Below are 16,823 nucleotides of genomic sequence, written 5' to 3'. Positions count from 1 at the left end.
TGCCCCTGGAAACTACGTCAACAACATAGCTCCGGAATGCGGCGATATTGCGGCTTTAATGTGGGCGGGTTGCCATAGTCAGCAGAACAGATCGTTGGTGACCGAAAACAGCATCAGCCCCAGTATCAGGGTGATTCCCGCCCCCATGAGAACCCGCAATGCCATGTCGCTGGGCGGCTTCCCGGCGATCGCTTCATAGGCATAAAACACAAGATGACCGCCGTCCAACGCCGGAATGGGAAACAGGTTCAGCAGGCCAATCGCCGTAGACAGAACGGCAATGAAAAAGATGAAGTTCTGGGCACCCTGGCTGGCCATGGCACCCGACGTTTCAGCAATGCCGATTGGTCCAGAGATGTTGCAGGTGCTGATCGCCCCTGTCACCATATGCCAGAGCCCCGAAAGCGATCCTTCGATGATGCGCATCGTCTGCTGAACGCCGCCCGACAACGAGTCCAAAACCCCGGCCGGCTCAGTCGCAGGGTCCAGCATCATTCCGCCGACAATGCCTATCCGCCAATGCGTTACAAATCCGCCATCCGGTTGCGGCTCATCCGTGCGGCGTGGGGCCAGCGCGAATTCCAGATCCGCACCATCGCGCCATACGTTCAGCAGAAGGACACGGCCATCAGACCCTTCGACGAACTCCTTGAGCTGTTCAAACGCGAAAATGGGCTCACCGTTTACCGCAGTGATCACATCGCCCGAGGCCAGTTGAATATCCATTGCAGCGCTGCGCGGAGCAACCTGCTGAATCAATGGCGGAAACAGCCAGGGTGCAGCAACATCCAGGGTGACACCGTCGCGGATCACCGTGTAGTCCAGAACGGGTTCGACCGGCAGAGCGTCGGTGAAATCGCTCCACGCGCCTTCCTGGTCGAAATCGGGCGTCGGTATCCCGGCTATGGCCACGATCTCGTCACCGTCCTGCAACTCCTGCACCGTGCCCGGCAATGGATGCAGCTCGCCAACGGTCAGCGGTTCCCGTGACACGCCTTGCGACCAGAAGATCAGGCCAAAGACAAGGATGGACATGGCAAAATTGAATGCGGGGCCTGCGGCAACGGTGGCCGTCCGTGCCCACAGTGGCGCTCCGTGCATGGTTCGGCGCAACTCCTCGGGGCTTTGTCCGACGATCTCGGCCATCGCATCTTGGTCTTTCCCGGATGCGGCGTTGGCATCACCAAGGAACTTCACGTAGCCGCCAAAGGGCAAAAGCGCGATCTGCCACTTGGTTCCGCGTTTATCCGTTCGACTCCACAGCACCGGGCCAAACCCGATCGAGAAAACCTCGGCATGAATGCCGGACCAGCGACCGACGATGTAATGGCCGTACTCGTGCACCGCCACAATGACGGAGAGTGCAATCACAAAGGCCACAATCGTGTAAAGCAAGTTGCCGAATTGTGGAATGAGAGAAAGTAAATCCAAGTGTCTATCCTGCTCGTTCAACCACGGCTTCATCTACCCACTTACGTGCCAGATGGTCCGTTTGCTGCACGTTATCAAGTGTCAAAGGGGCGTCAATAAGGCCTTCCGCGGCGTCGAACCGGTCGAGAACCGCAGCCACACTGTCGGCCATGTTCAGAAATCCGATCCGACGTTCTATGAAATGATCCAGCGCGCGCTCCTTGGCCGCGTTGAAGACCGCCCCCGCCAGTCCTCCGCGCCCCATGACCTCACGGGCCAGTTTCAGGGCCGGATAGCGCGCTTCATCCGGCGTGTGGAAATGCAATCGACCGAGTTCTGCAAGGTCCAGTCGCGGCACCGGCAGGTCGCGTCGTTCGGGCCAATGCAGGGCGTACCCAATGGCATGACGCATATCCGGGACACCCATGTGGGCCATCACCGCGCCGTCCAGAAACCCCACCATGGCGTGCACAATGGATTCCGGGTGAACCAACACTTCGATCCGATCCGGATGGATGCCAAAGTATTCCTTGGTTTCAATCACTTCCAACGCCTTGTTGAACATTGATGCGCTGTCGATGGTTATGCGCTGACCCATGTTCCAGTTGGGATGGCTTGAGGCTTGCTCGACGGTGGCGGTGCCCAGATCCTCAAGCGGCCAATCGCGGAACGCGCCGCCACTTGCGGTGATAATCACACGCTCAACCGCGCGCATATCTTCGCCCACCAGTGCCTGAAACACCGCCGAGTGCTCACTGTCGACGGGCAAAAGCTGTGCGCCATGGGTGCACGCCGTGTCCAGAACCAAAGCGCCAGCGCAGACCAGCGTCTCTTTGTTCGCCAGCGCCAGTGTGGCCCCTTGCTTTAGCGCTTCGATCCCCGGCGCCAGCCCGGCAGCGCCAACAATCGCAGACATGACCCAATCCGCCGGACGGGCCGCGGCCTCGATCAAAGCCGTGTGACCTGCAGCGGCCTCAACGCCGCTGCCGGCAAGCGCATCACGCAGTTCGGGCAACCGGTCCGCATGGGCCGTGACCGCCAGATCGGCCTGCAGACGTCTGGCATCTTCGGCGAGCTTGCCGATATTGGTGCCACCAGTCAGGGCCACGACATCATAATCTGCCGGGTTCCGGGCAATCAGGTCGATGGTGTTCTGCCCGATCGAACCGGTTGCCCCGAATATCGATACTTTACGCATCACATCGCCCCGGGCGCATAGAACAGCCCCGCGATTAGGACGAACAGGGCGGCGCCCATCATGCCGTCAAAGCGGTCCAGAAAACCGCCATGTCCCGGGATCAGGTTGGAACTGTCCTTGACCCCGAACTTCCGTTTGACGGCGCTTTCCACGATATCACCGGCCTGACTGGCCATCGAGGCCAGAACCGAGATCAGCACGAACGCCGCGCCAAAACCGCCGTGAACAGCGAATACAAGTCCGACACCAGCGGCGGCCACCCATCCCCCCGCCGTGCCCGACCATGTTTTCTTGGGGCTGACCTTGGGCCAGAACTTAGGGCCGCCAAAGGTCTTGCCCACAAAATACCCCGCCACATCGGTGGCCACCACCACCGTGATCAGCCAGACCATCCAGCCGAATCCCATATTCTCGCGGATCGAGATGAAACCCAGACCTGCGGCCGCAATCCAGAGGGCGAACAGGGTATAAAGCCCGCGCGCGCGACTGACCTGCCCTGCCCCGACCAGCGCTGGTGCAAGCAAAACCGGCACGGTGTACAGGGGTGGCAGATGATAACTCAGGATGACGGCCACGCCGGTCAGAAGGCCAAGCTGAATGGCGACACCGGGCCGGTCAGGGTCGATCATGCGCACCAGTTCCCAGGCCATCAGGCCACAGGCGGCAGCGATGAAGATTTCGAACCAGATACCGCCCAGCCAGACCTCGACCGAGCCAATTGCAACCAGAACCACAGCAGACAGAACCCGCGTGGTCAGATCAGACCATCGGCCGTCGCTCATGCCGGAACCGCTCCGAACCGCCGATCGCGAGAGCCGAAACTGTGGCACAGTTTTTCCAACTCGGCCGCCGTAAAATCAGGCCACAGCGTGTCAATAAACTCGTATTCCGAATAGGCCGATTGCCACAGCAGAAAGTTTGAAATCCGTGCCTCGCCGCTGGTGCGAATGACGAGGTCCGGATCCGGCAAGACGCGTGTGTCCAGGTATTTGGGCAGGGTTTCTTCGTCTACATCTTCCGGGCGCAAACGCCCCTCGGCCACGTCGCGGGCCAGTCTCTTGGTGGCCCGCGCCACTTCGTCTCGGCCGCCATAGTTCAACGCAACGGTCAGGTGGACAAGATCGTTGCCTTTTGTGGCCTCTTCCAGCGTGTCCATCAGGTCGGTCAGCTTAGCATCCAAGCGGACCCGATCCCCGATAAACCGCACCCGGATGCCGTTTTCAGCCAGTGTCTTGGTTTCTTTCAGGATGTAGCGGCGGAACAGGCTCATCAAACCGGCCACCTCGACCTGAGTGCGTTTCCAGTTCTCGGTCGAAAACGCAAACACGGTCAGGTACTTGATGCCCAGCCCCGGACAAGCCTCGACCACCTCGCGGACGCGGCGCGCACCGGCATGATGGCCGAACAGCCTGGGCCGTCCACGCGCCTGTGCCCAGCGGCCGTTCCCGTCCATGATGATGGCGACGTGACGCGGGCCGGCACCCGGTGCGGTTTGGGGATCATCGGGCATGCTGACGGCTCAGACCTGCATGATTTCGGCCTGCTTGGTCTCAAGCGCGGCGTCAACGGATTTGATCATCTCATCCGTCAGTTCCTGGACTTCGCTTTCCCAGAAATGCTGATCGTCTTCGGACAGGCCGTCGGCCTTGGCCTTCTTGATCTGGTCCATGCCATCGCGGCGCACGTTGCGGATCGAAACGCGGGCGCTTTCGGCATATTGCCCGGCGACCTTGCCCAGCTCGCGGCGGCGTTCTTCGTTCAACTCAGGGATCGGCAGCATGATGATCGTGCCGTTCAGTTGCGGGTTGATGCCCAATCCGCTTTCCCGGATCGCCTTTTCAACCTTTCCAACCAACCCCTTGTCCCAGACATTGACGGTTACCATCCGGGGTTCGGGCACGTTGACTGTGCCGACCTGATTGATCGGGGTCATTGCGCCATAGGCATCGACCATCACAGGCTCGAGCATCGAGGCCGAGGCACGTCCGGTCCGCAGGGAGGCAAATTCGGTTCTGAGGTTGGCCATCGCGCCGTCCATGCGGCGTTTCAGATCATCGGTGTCGAGTTCGAAATCGTCAGACATGCTGCTCACTCCCCGTATTCAAGTGATGTTTGGATGGGTCATAAGCCATCACAAATGGGATGTATAGCAATCTTGGTCAGGAATTGTGGCAATGGCCACGGTTGTTTCGGCCATTTCGCGCCATCCGGAAAACGTGTGGGCCGACCGCTGCAGTGCATCGGTCGGCCCCTGTCAATCCAGCCTTGCGTCAGGCGTTTACATCGACAACGACCCGGCCTTTGACGTGACCTTGCAGGATATCGGCGCCCAGTTGCGGCAGATCGGACAAGGTGGCGGGTTGAATCATGGCTTCAAGCTTGTCCATGGGCAGATCGGTGGCGATCCGCTGCCATGCGCGGACGCGGTTGTCATAGGGTTGCATGACGCTGTCGATCCCCAACAGGTTCACACCCCGCAGAAGGAATGGAATCACGGTTGCGGGCAGTGCCGCTCCGCCGGCCAGACCAACCGCAGCAACCGAACAGCCGTATTTCATCTGTCCCAAAACACGGGCCAGCATTGCGCCACCGACCGCATCGACGCAGCCGGCCCAGCTTTCGCTTTCCAGCGGGCGCTTTGTCGTCTCGTTCAGGTCTTCGCGCGGAACGATTGTGGTCGCACCCAGAGACTTGAGGTAATCGCCGGTTTCCGGACGCCCGGTGACGGCGGCCACCTCATACCCCAGATGGCCCAGAATCGCTGTGGCAACCGATCCCACACCACCCGCAGCGCCGGTGACCAGCACCGGACCATGATCCGGCGTCAGACCGTGATCCTCAAGCGCCATGACAGCCAGCATTGCTGTGAACCCGGCGGTGCCGACGGCCATGGCCTGACGTGCATCCAGCCCATCGGGCAATGGGACCAGCCAGTCCGCCAGCGCATTGGCCTTTTGCGAATAGCCCCCCCAATGGGCCTCGCCCACGCGCCAGCCGGTCAGAACAACCTTGTCACCGGGTTTGTATCGATCGTCCGAGGACGCCTCGACCGTGCCGGCATAGTCGATACCCGGCACATGGGGGTAAGAGCGCACCAACCCGCCACCTTTGGGCGACAGGCACAGGCCATCCTTGTAGTTCACCGTGGAATATTCGACCGCCACGGTCACGTCACCATTCGGCAGGGCGTCCGGCGATAGTTGCTGCACCGAGGCGCTCGCCAGACCGCTCTCTTCGTCTTTTTCCATCACCAATGCGTTGAACATATGCACATTCCTTTCGTTCCGAGGCGACCAGTTCAGATACGTGCCTGGCCAAAAACTGACGGCTGCGGGGCCACCCTGCTGCCTGTTAAATCCAAAACTGCTTCTGCACTGTCGCAGAGCGCATGCCATCCGGCGCTTCAACCTCCAGTGCCGTGCCCGGATCCCAATGGCTCAGGCGCAACATGCCGATCGAGACATTGGTCCCAAAGTCCGGCGACCAGGTCGCCGAGGTCACCTGCCCCACGCGCTTGCCGTCAGCGTATACGGGCCAGGGCTGTTCACAAGGTGGCACCGGGTCGCCCTGGATGGAAATCGGGCGGATCTGCTGGACCGGACCTTCCTTGGCAACCCGCAGCAACGCGTCCCGACCGACGCAACCGATGGCCGTGTGCGTGTTGCAGAATTTGCCCAAACCGCATTCATGCGGCGTGTTGTCGTCTGTCATGTCATTGCCATAGGACAACAGCCCCCCCTCGATCCGCTCGATCAGGTTCGGACATCCCGCGCGCAGCTGCAGATCCGCGCCTGCTGCGAACAGGGCATTCCACAACGGCATTCCGATATCGCTGCCTTCGACATAGATTTCAAACCCGCCCTGTTTGGAGTACCCCGACCGGGCAACCGCCAGATCACGCCCTTCAAATTCGAACATGTCGAACTTGAAGAAACGGATATCCCGCACCCGATCCCCGAATACGCGCGACATCAGCTCGTCAGCCTTGGGCCCCTGTATCGCAAGCGGTGAGACATCCGGTTCATCGACCAGAACATCCAGGCGATAGCCATTGGCCAACCCCTTGACCCACAGCAACAGATCACTGTCAGCGATCGAGACCCACCAGCGGTCTTCGGACAGTTTTACTGCCACCGGGTCGTTCAGCATGCCGCCGGTTTCATCGACAATCGGCACATAGTAGCACTGGCCGGGCAACATGCCCCGCAGGTCGCGCGGTGTCAGCATCTGCATCAGGCGTGCCGCATCCGGACCACGCAGTTCGACCTGCCGCTCGCAAGACACGTCCCAGACCTGAACGTGGGTTTTCAGATGCCGGTAGTCCGCTTCGACATTTTCGAACACCGTGGGCAAGAGCATGCGGTTATAGACCGTATATGCCTTAACCCCTGCGGCCTCGACCCCGTCGGAAAATGGGGTGCGTCGCAGGCGGCGCGACAAGGAAATCTGCGGCATTCAATTCCCCCTTGGCATAAAGACAAGATCGCTGACCGGGGCTTGCGATCCGGTCTCTGTCAGCATCTTGTGCAACTGTCCCCGGTGGTGGGTCTGGTGGTTGAAAAAATGCATCACGCATTGCGCGTAAGGCAATGTAATATCGGATTCTTTCGCGGCAGAATACCATGTGAACGGGCCGGTCAGAGGGGCATCGCCAAGTGTATCGGCCCAGGTGTCTATCCGGGTGTCAACCGTCTCACGCAGCGGTAACCACGCGGAAAGATCGACGCAAAGGTAAACACTCTCGTGAATGCCACCCCCAGGCCGGTGCGTATTGCTTTCCGGTCCCGGCCCCTTGTCAAAGCGCGACATCCAAATCCAGTCACCCCACAGCAGATGGTTTGCCGTGCCGAGAATTGATCCAAAGAAAGCACCCCGTTCGCGGGTCAGTTCTTCGGTGGTTAATGCTTGAAGAAATTCTGACAACTGACTGTTTTGCCAGCGGTTGTAACGTGCCATTTCGCGGGCATAGGCGCCGGTGATCATCACTTTGGCCCGTGCCAGTTGATGGGGCAGATTTCAGCGGACTTGCCACCGAAATCCCAGACCCGGCCATAGTCGCGCACCCTGGACTTGGTGCCGCGTGCCACGATGATGTCGGGACCCATCCAGTATTTCGAGTTGGACACCATCACCGGGTGTTCCGGGTCCTTGCCCGCCAGCATTTCGATCTCACCTTGAATCTTGCGCCCGATCATGATGCGGCGCTTGGTGCCGTCGCGCTCGATCTCGACAGGTGCGCGTTCGGCTCCGATGATGTCGCTGACCAGCATGGTGAACAGGCCCGTAGTTCCCCCGGCCTGACCGCTGAAGATCTGCAGCAGACCGTTATAGGCCTTTCCGCTGGCCCGTTCATCGACATAGGCCGCGACTTTCCACTGCCCCTCGCCCATGCGCCCGGGAATGTCGACCAGCAGGCCGACGTTCAGACCCGACAGATCCTCGCCTTCGAAATGGCCTTGGTCGATGATCACGCCCATCCAGGCATGGCAATGCCCCTCGGTCGGCGGATGCGCACCCAAGGACACCACGCAGGGACAGAACACATCGCAGGAACAGTTCAGGATCAACTCGCCCTTGATGGACCATTCCGTCGGGCTCATCTCACGCCGTTTGGGGTTGGGCATGCGGCTGTCGATCCGCTGGCTGACGGGCAACCTGTCGGCTTCTGGTTTTCTGTTCTTGGCCATAGGCTTATCCTCCGAATGCAATAGGATAGATCAGCAGGGCGACGCCGCCCGCAATCAACACGAAACCCATCGGTCGGGTCACAACATGACCGACCTGGGGAAGCTTTTCCAATACCATGAAAAGGGTTGCGAGACCCATCCACAGCAGGCTCATGACGCCGCCGACAAAACCAAGCGCCATGAAGCCCCAGCAACAGCCAACGCAAAATGCACCCAGCCCAAGACCCATGCGCACACCACCACCGAATCCGGTTCTCCAGTGACCGAGGAAATACGTCATCGGGGCATGGCAGACGCCATGACAAACCTCTTTCACGCGGGTGAACTGGAAAGCACCCACAACAATCAGCAGACCGCCTGCAACCAGCGAAGACTTTGCAATGCCGAGCATGTCCACAACCCCACCGAACAACAACGCCAGTTGGACGCCGGTGATCAGCGCGGCAAATCCGACCCAGACGATGAAGTATCCGGTTAGAGCGCCCAGCCACCCCACCCGCGTGCCATCGGCGCTGCGGATCAGATCGTCGTAGCTGCGCAAAGTCGGCACCAGTGTCGGCAACATCATGGCCGCCATCATGATGGCCCACATCCAGAACAGCGGGCCAAACTCGGCCATCGGCATGTACATGTCCATGCGGGGATCCATCGCCGCCATCGCCTGTCCCATCGGGCCTGGCCGACCGATCCAGTCGAGGTCCATGTCGCGGCTCATCGAGAACATGAGCCACCATGCCCACAGGATCAGGACATAAAAGCCCAGCCATAAACCGCTGCGTAGAATGGCGCGACTCACGTGATCCTCCCGACTCATCTCTTGCTTTTCAAATGTCAGACTTTTAAATGTCAGACAAATAAAATCGTAATCGAAGGCCTCCGGCAGATGAAGATAGACCCGCAGAAGCCTGCTGACCTCTCTGCACAAATTGCGCAGGCCATTCGGGACGCGATCGTTTCGGGCGAGTTGATCGTGGATGCGCGCCTGCCGTCCGAGGCGGAACTGTCCGATCAATTTCAGGTGTCCCGCCCCACCGTGCGGGAAGCACTCAAGCGTCTGGCGGCGCAGTCCCTGATCCGCACACAGCGCGGTGCTTCGGGAGGCGCATTTGTCAATCGGCTGAACTTTGAAGACGCGTATTCTCAGCAGATCACCACCTCGACGTTGCTGTTGTCGATGAACGCGGTCAGTTTCGACACCGCATGCGAGGCGCGCTATGCGCTGGAACGCGCCTGCGCGCCGTTGTCGGCCGAGCGGCGGACGGCGGACCAACTGGCCACGATGCGGGCCGAAATCTTTCGTCAGGCGCAGCCCGGGCTGACGGATGAGGCGTTCTGCGCCTCGGACGTGGCGTTTCACCGCGCGCTGGTCGACGGCGCCGGCAACCCGGTTCTGTCCTACCAACTGGCCGGCGCGGTCGAGGCCATGCAACCGCTGATGAATATGATTACCTTCACCGCACGCTCGCGCGAGGAAATCATCGCCCTTCACACCACGATCGCCGACGCGTTGGAGGCCCGCGACGCTCAAACCGTGGATGACACACTGGCGGCACTGGAAACCTATACAAGGCAACTTGCCCACGACGTGGCGCAGCGACGGCGCAAACCCGCGTAGGTGCCGAGCCCCGAGATCTTGACGCAGACCAACAGGCAAAAGGAAGCAAGAGCAGGCAGCATGACATCCGGCATCAAGATCGGAACTCTCACTATAGTTTGAATATCAAATACTTACGGGAGGACGTTATGAACCAAAGACCGGACCCTACCTTTTATCCATCGGCCAAGCTGGCGATGGAGGGCCCGACTGAGACGCTTGCTTTCACGCTGATGCTCAGTCCTGACTTTTCGCAACCTGACGGGCTGGCGGTTGTGAATGTCGATCCGACGTCGGATGATTTCGGCAAGATCGTGCATCAGGTGATCATGCCCGAAAAAGGCGATGAGTTTCACCATTTCGGATGGAATGCCTGTTCCTCGTCTCTGTCCCCGCTCAGCGGACATGCGTTTCTGGAGCGCCGGTATCTGATCGTCCCCGGCATACGGTCCAGCCGGATTTACATCATTGACGTCAAGAGCCCGCTGGAGGCGAAGATCCACAAGATCATCGAACCCGAAGAAGTCTTTGCAAAGACAGGATATTCCCGCCCGCACACTATCCATTGCGGACCCGAAGGGATCTATGTCAGCACCCTTGGCGGCGGTGGCGAGGACGGCACCGACGGGCCTCCGGGTATCTTCATCATGGATTGCGAGAGCTTTGAAATCATCGGTCGCTATGAGATCGAACGCGGGGTGCAGGACAAGCATTATGATTTCTGGTGGAACTTGCCCCGCGACTACATGGTCAGCTCGGAATGGGGTCTTCCGCCTCAGTTCGAGAATGGGATCGTGGCCGAAGACTTGCTGTCCAACAAATACGGGCACAGCATCCATTTCTGGAACCTGCGCAGCCGCACCAATATCCAGACCATCGACCTTGGGGAAAACCACCAGATGGCCTTGGAGATCCGGCCCGCGCATGATCCGGTCAAGCAATACGGGTTCTGCGGCGTGGTTGTCGACACGACCAACCTGCAGGGCGCGATCTTCACCTGGTGGCGCAATGATGACGGCACGTTCGAGGCCAAGAAGACGATCACAATCGACCCGCAACCTGCCGATCCGGATGACCTGCCAGAGCTGCTGAAAGGGTTCTCTGCGGTGCCTCCCCTGGTCACCGACATCGACCTCAGCCTCGATGACAAGTACCTTTATGTCGCGTGCTGGGGCACCGGTGAGATGCATCAATATGATGTCTCGGACCCGATGAACCCGACTCTTGCGGGCAAGGTCGAGATCGGCGGCATCGTCAAGAAAACCAAGCATCCGAATGGTCAGGATTTTGGCTACGGCCCGCAGATGGTCGAGATCAGCCGCGATGGCAAACGGGTCTACTGGACCAACTCGCTGTATTCCACGTGGGATGATCAGTTTTATCCCGGCGAGCGTGGCGCAGCCATGGTCAAGGCGGATGTGGGCGAGAACGGTGGGCTGACACTGGACCCGAAGTTCTGGGTCGATTTCCCGGACGGGTACCGCGCGCACCAGATCCGTCTGGAAGGCGGCGATTGCTCGACGGACAGCTTCTGCTACCCGTCCGTCTGATTTGGAATGGCTGATGACATCGACGGCCGGCCTCTGGCTGGCCGTTGTGCTCAGCGGAGCTTATCACGGGTTAAACCCCGGAATGGGCTGGCCGCTGGCGGTGTCGTCAGCGCTGATGGAGCAACGGCAGTCCGCCCTGTGGCGGGCGCTGGCCGCCCTGGCAGGCGGGCATTTTGTGGCAATGCTGGGTGTGTTGCTACCCTTTGCATTGATGACGGTACTGGTGGATTACCAACAGGAAATCCGCATCGGCGCCGCCCTCATCGTCATTGCCATGGGCCTCTACATCGCCATCACGCGCCGCCATCCGCGTATGCTGTCCCGCATCCCGCCCAGCAAACTGGCCCTGTGGTCATTTCTCGTTGCGTTGGCGCATGGTGCCGCCCTGATGTTGGTGCCGATCTATCTGGGTCTGTGCGGGCTGGATGAACTGGACACCGGGCACCGCGCCGTGTCGGAGATCATGACCACCAATGGCCTGCTGGTTCTGGCGGTCGCGGCCATCCACACGGCGGCGATGGTCCTGGGCGGTGGCGTTCTGGCCTATGCCGTCTACCGCTGGCTTGGTCTGCAATTCCTGTCGCGCAGCTGGTTCAATCTGGAGCTGGTTTGGGCACTGAGCCTGATCCTTGTCGGCGTATTGGGCTTGTGGTCGGCGATTTAGGTGCTTTTCTTTATTCGTCAGTGGATTACGTTCACAGTCGAACCGGAGGAGGCGAGGATAGAATGGTTACAGCCCTCAATGTGATTGCGGCACTTCTGACGATAGGCTTCGGGATGTTCGGCTTTCTGGCACCGGCCTACACCGCCTCGGCGCTGGACCTTGCCCCGACAAACAGCACCATGGGGCTGAGTGAAATGCGCGCCTCGGTCGGTGGCCTGTTCGTTGTCACCGGCGTCGCGGTTCTGTGGCTCAATGCCCCGATGGCCTATACCATGCTTGGGGTCGTCTACGCCGGGGCAGCCCTGGGCCGGTTTGTCTCGGTCGCTCTGGACAACCCGCCACTGGTCAAAGCGCTGACCTTTGGTGGAATCGAACTTGTTCTGGCCGTCTGGCTGATTGCGGCAAACATCAACAGAACCACCTAAAGTACTGGTATTCAACACACTGACTGGCATCAATCCGGGTTTGCATCCGGCCATCACCTCACCTATATAAGTCTTGTCCTTCGGGACTATGGACATAAACGCGCTCGTAATAAGCGGATCGGACCCGGGGGCGGTACCCGGCGGCTCCACCATATACCTTCTGGAGGTATCCTTCATTTGAGGATCTCGTCAGAATCGGGGGGCCGAAACAGGATCGACGAACGTCTAAAGGGGTTAGCTTTGTCTCGGCGGTCTGCCACCGTTACCGGCGAAAACAGTACAATTGCAAATGACAATCGTGCTCCGGTTGCAGTTGCTGCGTAAGCAGTAGCAAGACCGAAACTTAAGCCCTTGCGCCTAGCCGCGTAAGGCGGGGTTCGCAGGTACCTGGCAACAGAAACCTGCACTCTCCCCATTTTGTCTGAGCTTAACTCTTTTTGTGTTCGTATTCAGGGTTTGTTCACCCCTGTTTGCCAATGTCGCATCGGACAGACAGGAGAGCCGGGATGACGAATTCAGACATACTCAGGGCGTGGTATTCCGAGGTTTGGGAGAAGGGGAACACCGACGCAATCGATCGGTTTTTCGCCCCGGACACGGTGGCTGAGGGTTTGATCCCCGAAATGCAGGTCGGAGCAGATGATTTTCGCGATCTGGTCATGGCCTTCCGGCACGTGCTGGGGGATATCAAGGTGGATTTGCCCAAGATCATGGAAAACGGGGATTGGGTGTCGGCCATCCTGCATGTCAGCACATCGCGAGCGGACAACGGAGCCCCCCTGAAGGTGACCGGCCAGGTCATGGCGCGGTTCAAGGATGGCATGATGGTCGAAACCTATAACCAGTTCGACTTCGTTTCACTGTTCGAACAGCTGGGACAGTTTCCGCAGGACACGTTGCCGGTCTGCATGACCGGGCAAAGGCTCGACTGGGCCTGATCGGGTGCAAACCATTCTTGACCCCCAAGGCGCTTGCGCGGTAGCAAGTGCCATGGGGTAACATTGCGGACACCCCGTGAGGCAACTGCCCAAGTTTCGCATGTATCCGAGATTGCGAGGAAACATGCCATGGCGTCGCCAACCTCTATTACCCCACGACAACTCTTGCGTTTAATCGGCACACCGCAGGCCCCGGCCCTGATTGACGTGTGTCTGGACCCGGATTTTGAGGCCGATCCCTATCTGATCCCGGGGTCCATTCGTCATCCCGCCGACGACATTGATGGGCTTCTAAGGTTGCTGACAGATCGTCCCAGCGTCATTATTTGCCAGAAAGGCAAGAAACTGAGCCAGGGTCTCGTCTCATGGCTGCGCAGCGAAGGGCACGCAGCCGAGTATCTGGAAGGTGGGATGTACGCGTGGCGGGAGTTGCCCGAGAGCCTGCGTATTCCCGTATCCGCCCTGCCCGCGCCTGTGTCCGGCCACACACTCTGGGTGACGCGCCACCGCCCCAAGATCGACCGGATCGCCTGCCCCTGGCTGATCCGGAGATTCGTGGACCCAAAGGCCAAATTTCTGTTCGTGGCGCCAGCGGAGGTCGAAAGCGTCGCCGACAGGTTCGGAGCAGTCCCGTTCGACATTGAAAACACATTCTGGAGCCACCGCGGAGACAGATGCACCTTTGACACCATGTTGGAGGAGTTCAGTTTGCAATCCCCCGCGTTGGACCGGTTGGCCACGGTCATTCGGGCAGCGGATACAAACCGACATGACCTGGCGCCCGAGGCTGCCGGGTTGCTGGCCGTCTCGGTTGGCCTGTCGCGCCAGTACCGTGATGATCACGACAACCTCGAAGCCGGGCTGCATCTCTATGACGCCCTGTATCGCTGGGCGCGCGATGGAGCCAACGAGGGTCACGACTGGCCGACGGACCGCAAATCATGACGCCGACAGTCAAGGATCTGATCCGGGTGTTCGGCAGGATCGGACTGTTGTCCTTTGGCGGGCCAGCCGCCCAGATCTCGCTTATGCATCAGGAGCTTGTCGAGCGCCGCCCCTGGCTGGAAGAGCAAACCTATCTGCGTGCTTTGTCCCTCTGCATGTTGCTGCCGGGTCCGGAGGCCATGCAATTGGCGACCTATGCCGGGTGGCGCCTGCGAGGCGTGACCGGAGGCCTGATCGCGGGTGGACTTTTCGTGCTGCCGGGCGCGCTGGTGATCGCTGTGCTGGTCCTGCTTTATGCCGCCTTTGGTGATCTGCCCTTGGTTCAGGCCGCGTTTCTGGGGGTCAAGGCGACGGTGATCGTGATCGTCCTGCAGGCGCTTTTGAATTTGTCGCGCAGGGCTTTGACGGATGTCGAGCACCGTGTGATCGCGGGGCTGGGTTTTCTTGCGATCTTTCTGTTGAACCTGCCGTTTCCCCTGATCATTCTAACGGCTGCGATATGGGGATACATCACATTCACGGGCGCTGCCTCCGGCGACGCAGCCCCTTCAGCCGCAACTATAGCGCGCCCGTTCCGAACGGCCGCTGTCTGGCTGACGCTTTGGCTGGGTCCGTTGATTCTGCTCAGCGTGACCGGTCAGACGCTGCTTAGCGATCTGGGCTGGTTTTTCGCACGTCTGGCGGTTGTCACCTTTGGCGGAGCCTATGCCGTTCTCGCCTACATGACTCAGACCGTTGTGGATCAATACCAGTGGATCAGCACCAACCAGATGATCGACGCCTTGGGCCTTGCGGAAACAACGCCGGGGCCCCTGATTCTGGTTACTCAATTCGTCGCCATGCTGACCGGTCAGATGACCGGCGGGGTCACAATGGCGCTGGCGGCAGGTGCGGTCGCGCTCTGGGCCACATTTGTTCCGTGTTTCTTGTGGATTTTTCTGTCGGCCCCCTATCTGGACCGGCTTGCCACCCGCCCGCGCCTGTCGGCGGCTCTGCACGGGATCACCGCCGCCGTTGTTGGCGTGATTCTCAACCTATCCGTGTGGTTCGGGCTGAATGTTCTTTTTGGCTCTGTCCCGCAGGCAACATTGGGCTTTGCAAGCCTCCCAGTCCCGGACCTCGGCACGCTTGATGTCACGGCCCTTGTCCTGACACTCGCGGCGGCTGTGTTGATTTTCCGCTTCAAAATGGGGATGGCGTCGGTTCTGGCCCTGATGGCCGCCGCCGGAATGGTCGCGCATTTTATCTGATCAATCAGGCGATTCGTGCCCTTTCGTTTCCGCACAAAACCCTTATGCTGAAGGCCACCACTTTCGAGGATGACACATGTCGCAAGACATCGACTATGGAAACCTGATGCACACCGCCATGCGCGGGCTGATCAAAACCGTCCTGACCGGTATTTCCGAAACCGGGCTGCCCGGCGCGCATCACTTCTTCATCACCTTCGACACACGTGAGGATGGTGTTGAACTGGCCGACTGGCTGCGGGAACGCTATCCCGAAGAGATGACGATCGTCATGCAGCACTGGTTCGAAAGTCTTGAGGTTGGCGATGCGGGTTTTGCCATCACGCTGAATTTCGGCGACGCGCCCGAAACTCTGTACATACCTTACGTGGCCATCAAGACCTTTGTTGACCCGTCTGTCGAGTTTGGCCTGCGGTTCGAAAGCCCAGAGGACGAACAGGACGACGATCACATTGTCGAAGAGTCAATCGAAGTCGAAGAGGCGGAAGAACAGCATGATGCGGACGTTGTGTCCCTGGACAGTTTTCGCAAATAGCGCCCTGCACGGTGCAGGCGTCATTTTTTCCTGAGAAACGTCTCAACAGATCGGGATTTTTCGCCGTTGATGAACCGCGAAAAGGACAGGTTCAACCCGCCATCGGTGAGGGTCCGGTCGTATTGTTGCAGCTCGTAGCCGCCATTTTCGCTGATGAACAGGGAAAACACCGTCAGGGTTGGGCCTTCGATGCGGCCCCAGACAAAGGGTTCGCCTTTCATCGGGTTCAGGGGAACTTCATGCCCGAAAACATTTCGTTTCATGGCCGCTGAATACACGTCCGGGCGATCCGATGGCTGGAAGTCGATTGAGAATTTCTGTTCTTTTACACGACCGTCCAGTTTATATGTCGTTGTTTTCCAACTGACATTAAAGCCTCTGTCAATCTCCTGGATCGAAACGCTCATGTCCCTCGGAGTGGTTGTGCCATCCACATCAACCAGATTTGCCGACCCGACATAGTCGCCCACAAAGGGCGCGATTTCAGTGGCGCGCGCAGAAACGCTCAGCAGTGACACAAGCGCCGCGAGACCTGCTGCAAATATGGGTAGTCTCAAACGGGTTATTCGACCGAATACGTGCATTGATGCCTCCACAACCGCAGCCTCTTCATTGTAGCCGTGCGGA

Annotated in this window: 19 protein-coding genes and 1 other RNA gene; 9 read left to right on the top strand and 11 right to left on the bottom strand. The window is 59.4% G+C overall.

The window, feature by feature from the left end; all coding sequences use genetic code 11:
• Positions 1–78: 78 nt before the first annotated feature.
• From rseP to ACR3E0_RS10935, 10 genes are all read right to left on the bottom strand, one after another.
• Positions 79–1,431, bottom strand: coding sequence for an RIP metalloprotease RseP (rseP, locus tag ACR3E0_RS10980; RefSeq protein WP_480478807.1), 1,353 nt, complete (start codon positions 1,429–1,431; stop codon positions 79–81).
• A 4-nt stretch (positions 1,432–1,435) separates the two neighbouring features.
• Positions 1,436–2,608, bottom strand: a complete 1,173-nt coding sequence (dxr, locus tag ACR3E0_RS10975) for a 1-deoxy-D-xylulose-5-phosphate reductoisomerase (protein WP_480478806.1) — start codon at positions 2,606–2,608, stop codon at positions 1,436–1,438.
• Positions 2,608–3,390, bottom strand: a complete 783-nt coding sequence (locus ACR3E0_RS10970) for a phosphatidate cytidylyltransferase (protein ID WP_480478805.1) — start codon at positions 3,388–3,390, stop codon at positions 2,608–2,610. The genes dxr and ACR3E0_RS10970 overlap by 1 nt, the downstream gene beginning before the upstream one ends.
• Positions 3,387–4,118, bottom strand: coding sequence for an isoprenyl transferase (locus ACR3E0_RS10965; RefSeq protein ID WP_480478804.1), 732 nt, complete (start codon positions 4,116–4,118; stop codon positions 3,387–3,389). Before ACR3E0_RS10965 ends, ACR3E0_RS10970 begins: the two co-directional genes overlap by 4 nt.
• Positions 4,119–4,127: 9 nt before the next feature.
• Positions 4,128–4,691, bottom strand: a complete 564-nt coding sequence (gene frr / locus ACR3E0_RS10960; RefSeq protein ID WP_480478803.1) for a ribosome recycling factor — start codon at positions 4,689–4,691, stop codon at positions 4,128–4,130.
• Positions 4,692–4,878: 187 nt separating this feature from the next.
• The gene (gene acuI / locus ACR3E0_RS10955; protein WP_480478802.1) at positions 4,879–5,874 is read right to left on the bottom strand and encodes an acryloyl-CoA reductase; all 996 of its coding nucleotides are present in this window, start codon (positions 5,872–5,874) and stop codon (positions 4,879–4,881) included.
• Between the two features lie 85 nt (positions 5,875–5,959).
• Positions 5,960–7,063 (bottom strand): dimethylsulfoniopropionate demethylase, encoded by a 1,104-nt coding sequence (locus tag ACR3E0_RS10950; protein WP_480478801.1) that lies wholly within the window; start codon positions 7,061–7,063, stop codon positions 5,960–5,962.
• On the bottom strand, positions 7,064–7,591 hold the full coding sequence (locus tag ACR3E0_RS10945; protein WP_480478800.1) for a DinB family protein: 528 nt from the start codon (positions 7,589–7,591) through the stop codon (positions 7,064–7,066).
• Complete coding sequence (locus ACR3E0_RS10940) at positions 7,591–8,295, bottom strand: DUF1326 domain-containing protein (RefSeq protein ID WP_480478799.1); 705 nt, start codon at positions 8,293–8,295, stop codon at positions 7,591–7,593. Before ACR3E0_RS10940 ends, ACR3E0_RS10945 begins: the two co-directional genes overlap by 1 nt.
• A 4-nt stretch (positions 8,296–8,299) precedes the next feature.
• Positions 8,300–9,109, bottom strand: coding sequence for a DUF2182 domain-containing protein (locus tag ACR3E0_RS10935; RefSeq protein ID WP_480478798.1), 810 nt, complete (start codon positions 9,107–9,109; stop codon positions 8,300–8,302).
• 69 nt (positions 9,110–9,178) lie between these two features.
• On the opposite strand from ACR3E0_RS10935, the gene ACR3E0_RS10930 reads away from it, so the two are divergent.
• The 9 genes from ACR3E0_RS10930 (at position 9,179) to ACR3E0_RS10890 (ending at position 16,196) form a co-directional block, all read left to right on the top strand.
• Positions 9,179–9,910, top strand: a complete 732-nt coding sequence (locus ACR3E0_RS10930) for a FadR/GntR family transcriptional regulator (protein WP_480478797.1) — start codon at positions 9,179–9,181, stop codon at positions 9,908–9,910.
• A gap of 128 nt (positions 9,911–10,038) precedes the next feature.
• Positions 10,039–11,439 (top strand): selenium-binding protein SBP56-related protein, encoded by a 1,401-nt coding sequence (locus ACR3E0_RS10925; protein WP_480478796.1) that lies wholly within the window; start codon positions 10,039–10,041, stop codon positions 11,437–11,439.
• 13 nt (positions 11,440–11,452) lie between these two features.
• The gene (locus ACR3E0_RS10920) at positions 11,453–12,103 is read left to right on the top strand and encodes a hypothetical protein (RefSeq protein ID WP_480478795.1); all 651 of its coding nucleotides are present in this window, start codon (positions 11,453–11,455) and stop codon (positions 12,101–12,103) included.
• Positions 12,104–12,165: 62 nt separating this feature from the next.
• On the top strand, positions 12,166–12,528 hold the full coding sequence (locus ACR3E0_RS10915) for a DUF4345 family protein (protein WP_480478794.1): 363 nt from the start codon (positions 12,166–12,168) through the stop codon (positions 12,526–12,528).
• Between the two features lie 36 nt (positions 12,529–12,564).
• Positions 12,565–12,936: a transfer-messenger RNA gene (gene ssrA, locus ACR3E0_RS10910) on the top strand.
• Positions 12,937–13,034: 98 nt separating this feature from the next.
• Entirely contained in the window at positions 13,035–13,466 is a 432-nt protein-coding gene (locus tag ACR3E0_RS10905; protein WP_480478793.1) for an ester cyclase, read from the top strand.
• A 129-nt stretch (positions 13,467–13,595) separates the two neighbouring features.
• On the top strand, positions 13,596–14,411 hold the full coding sequence (locus ACR3E0_RS10900) for a chromate resistance protein ChrB domain-containing protein (RefSeq protein WP_480478792.1): 816 nt from the start codon (positions 13,596–13,598) through the stop codon (positions 14,409–14,411).
• Complete coding sequence (gene chrA, locus ACR3E0_RS10895; RefSeq protein ID WP_480478791.1) at positions 14,408–15,661, top strand: chromate efflux transporter; 1,254 nt, start codon at positions 14,408–14,410, stop codon at positions 15,659–15,661. The genes ACR3E0_RS10900 and chrA overlap by 4 nt, the downstream gene beginning before the upstream one ends.
• A gap of 76 nt (positions 15,662–15,737) precedes the next feature.
• A complete protein-coding gene (locus ACR3E0_RS10890; RefSeq protein WP_480478790.1) occupies positions 15,738–16,196 on the top strand; it encodes an SspB family protein in 459 nt (152 codons plus the stop codon).
• 20 nt (positions 16,197–16,216) lie between these two features.
• Here ACR3E0_RS10890 and ACR3E0_RS10885 read toward each other — a convergent pair whose 3' ends face one another.
• Positions 16,217–16,780 (bottom strand): hypothetical protein, encoded by a 564-nt coding sequence (locus tag ACR3E0_RS10885; RefSeq protein WP_480478789.1) that lies wholly within the window; start codon positions 16,778–16,780, stop codon positions 16,217–16,219.
• Positions 16,781–16,823 lie beyond the last annotated feature (43 nt).

The organism is Ruegeria sp. AJ12, assembly GCF_056536245.1.
Note: the sequence above shows the minus strand (reverse complement) of the source record. Positions and strands in the feature narration are given on the sequence as shown.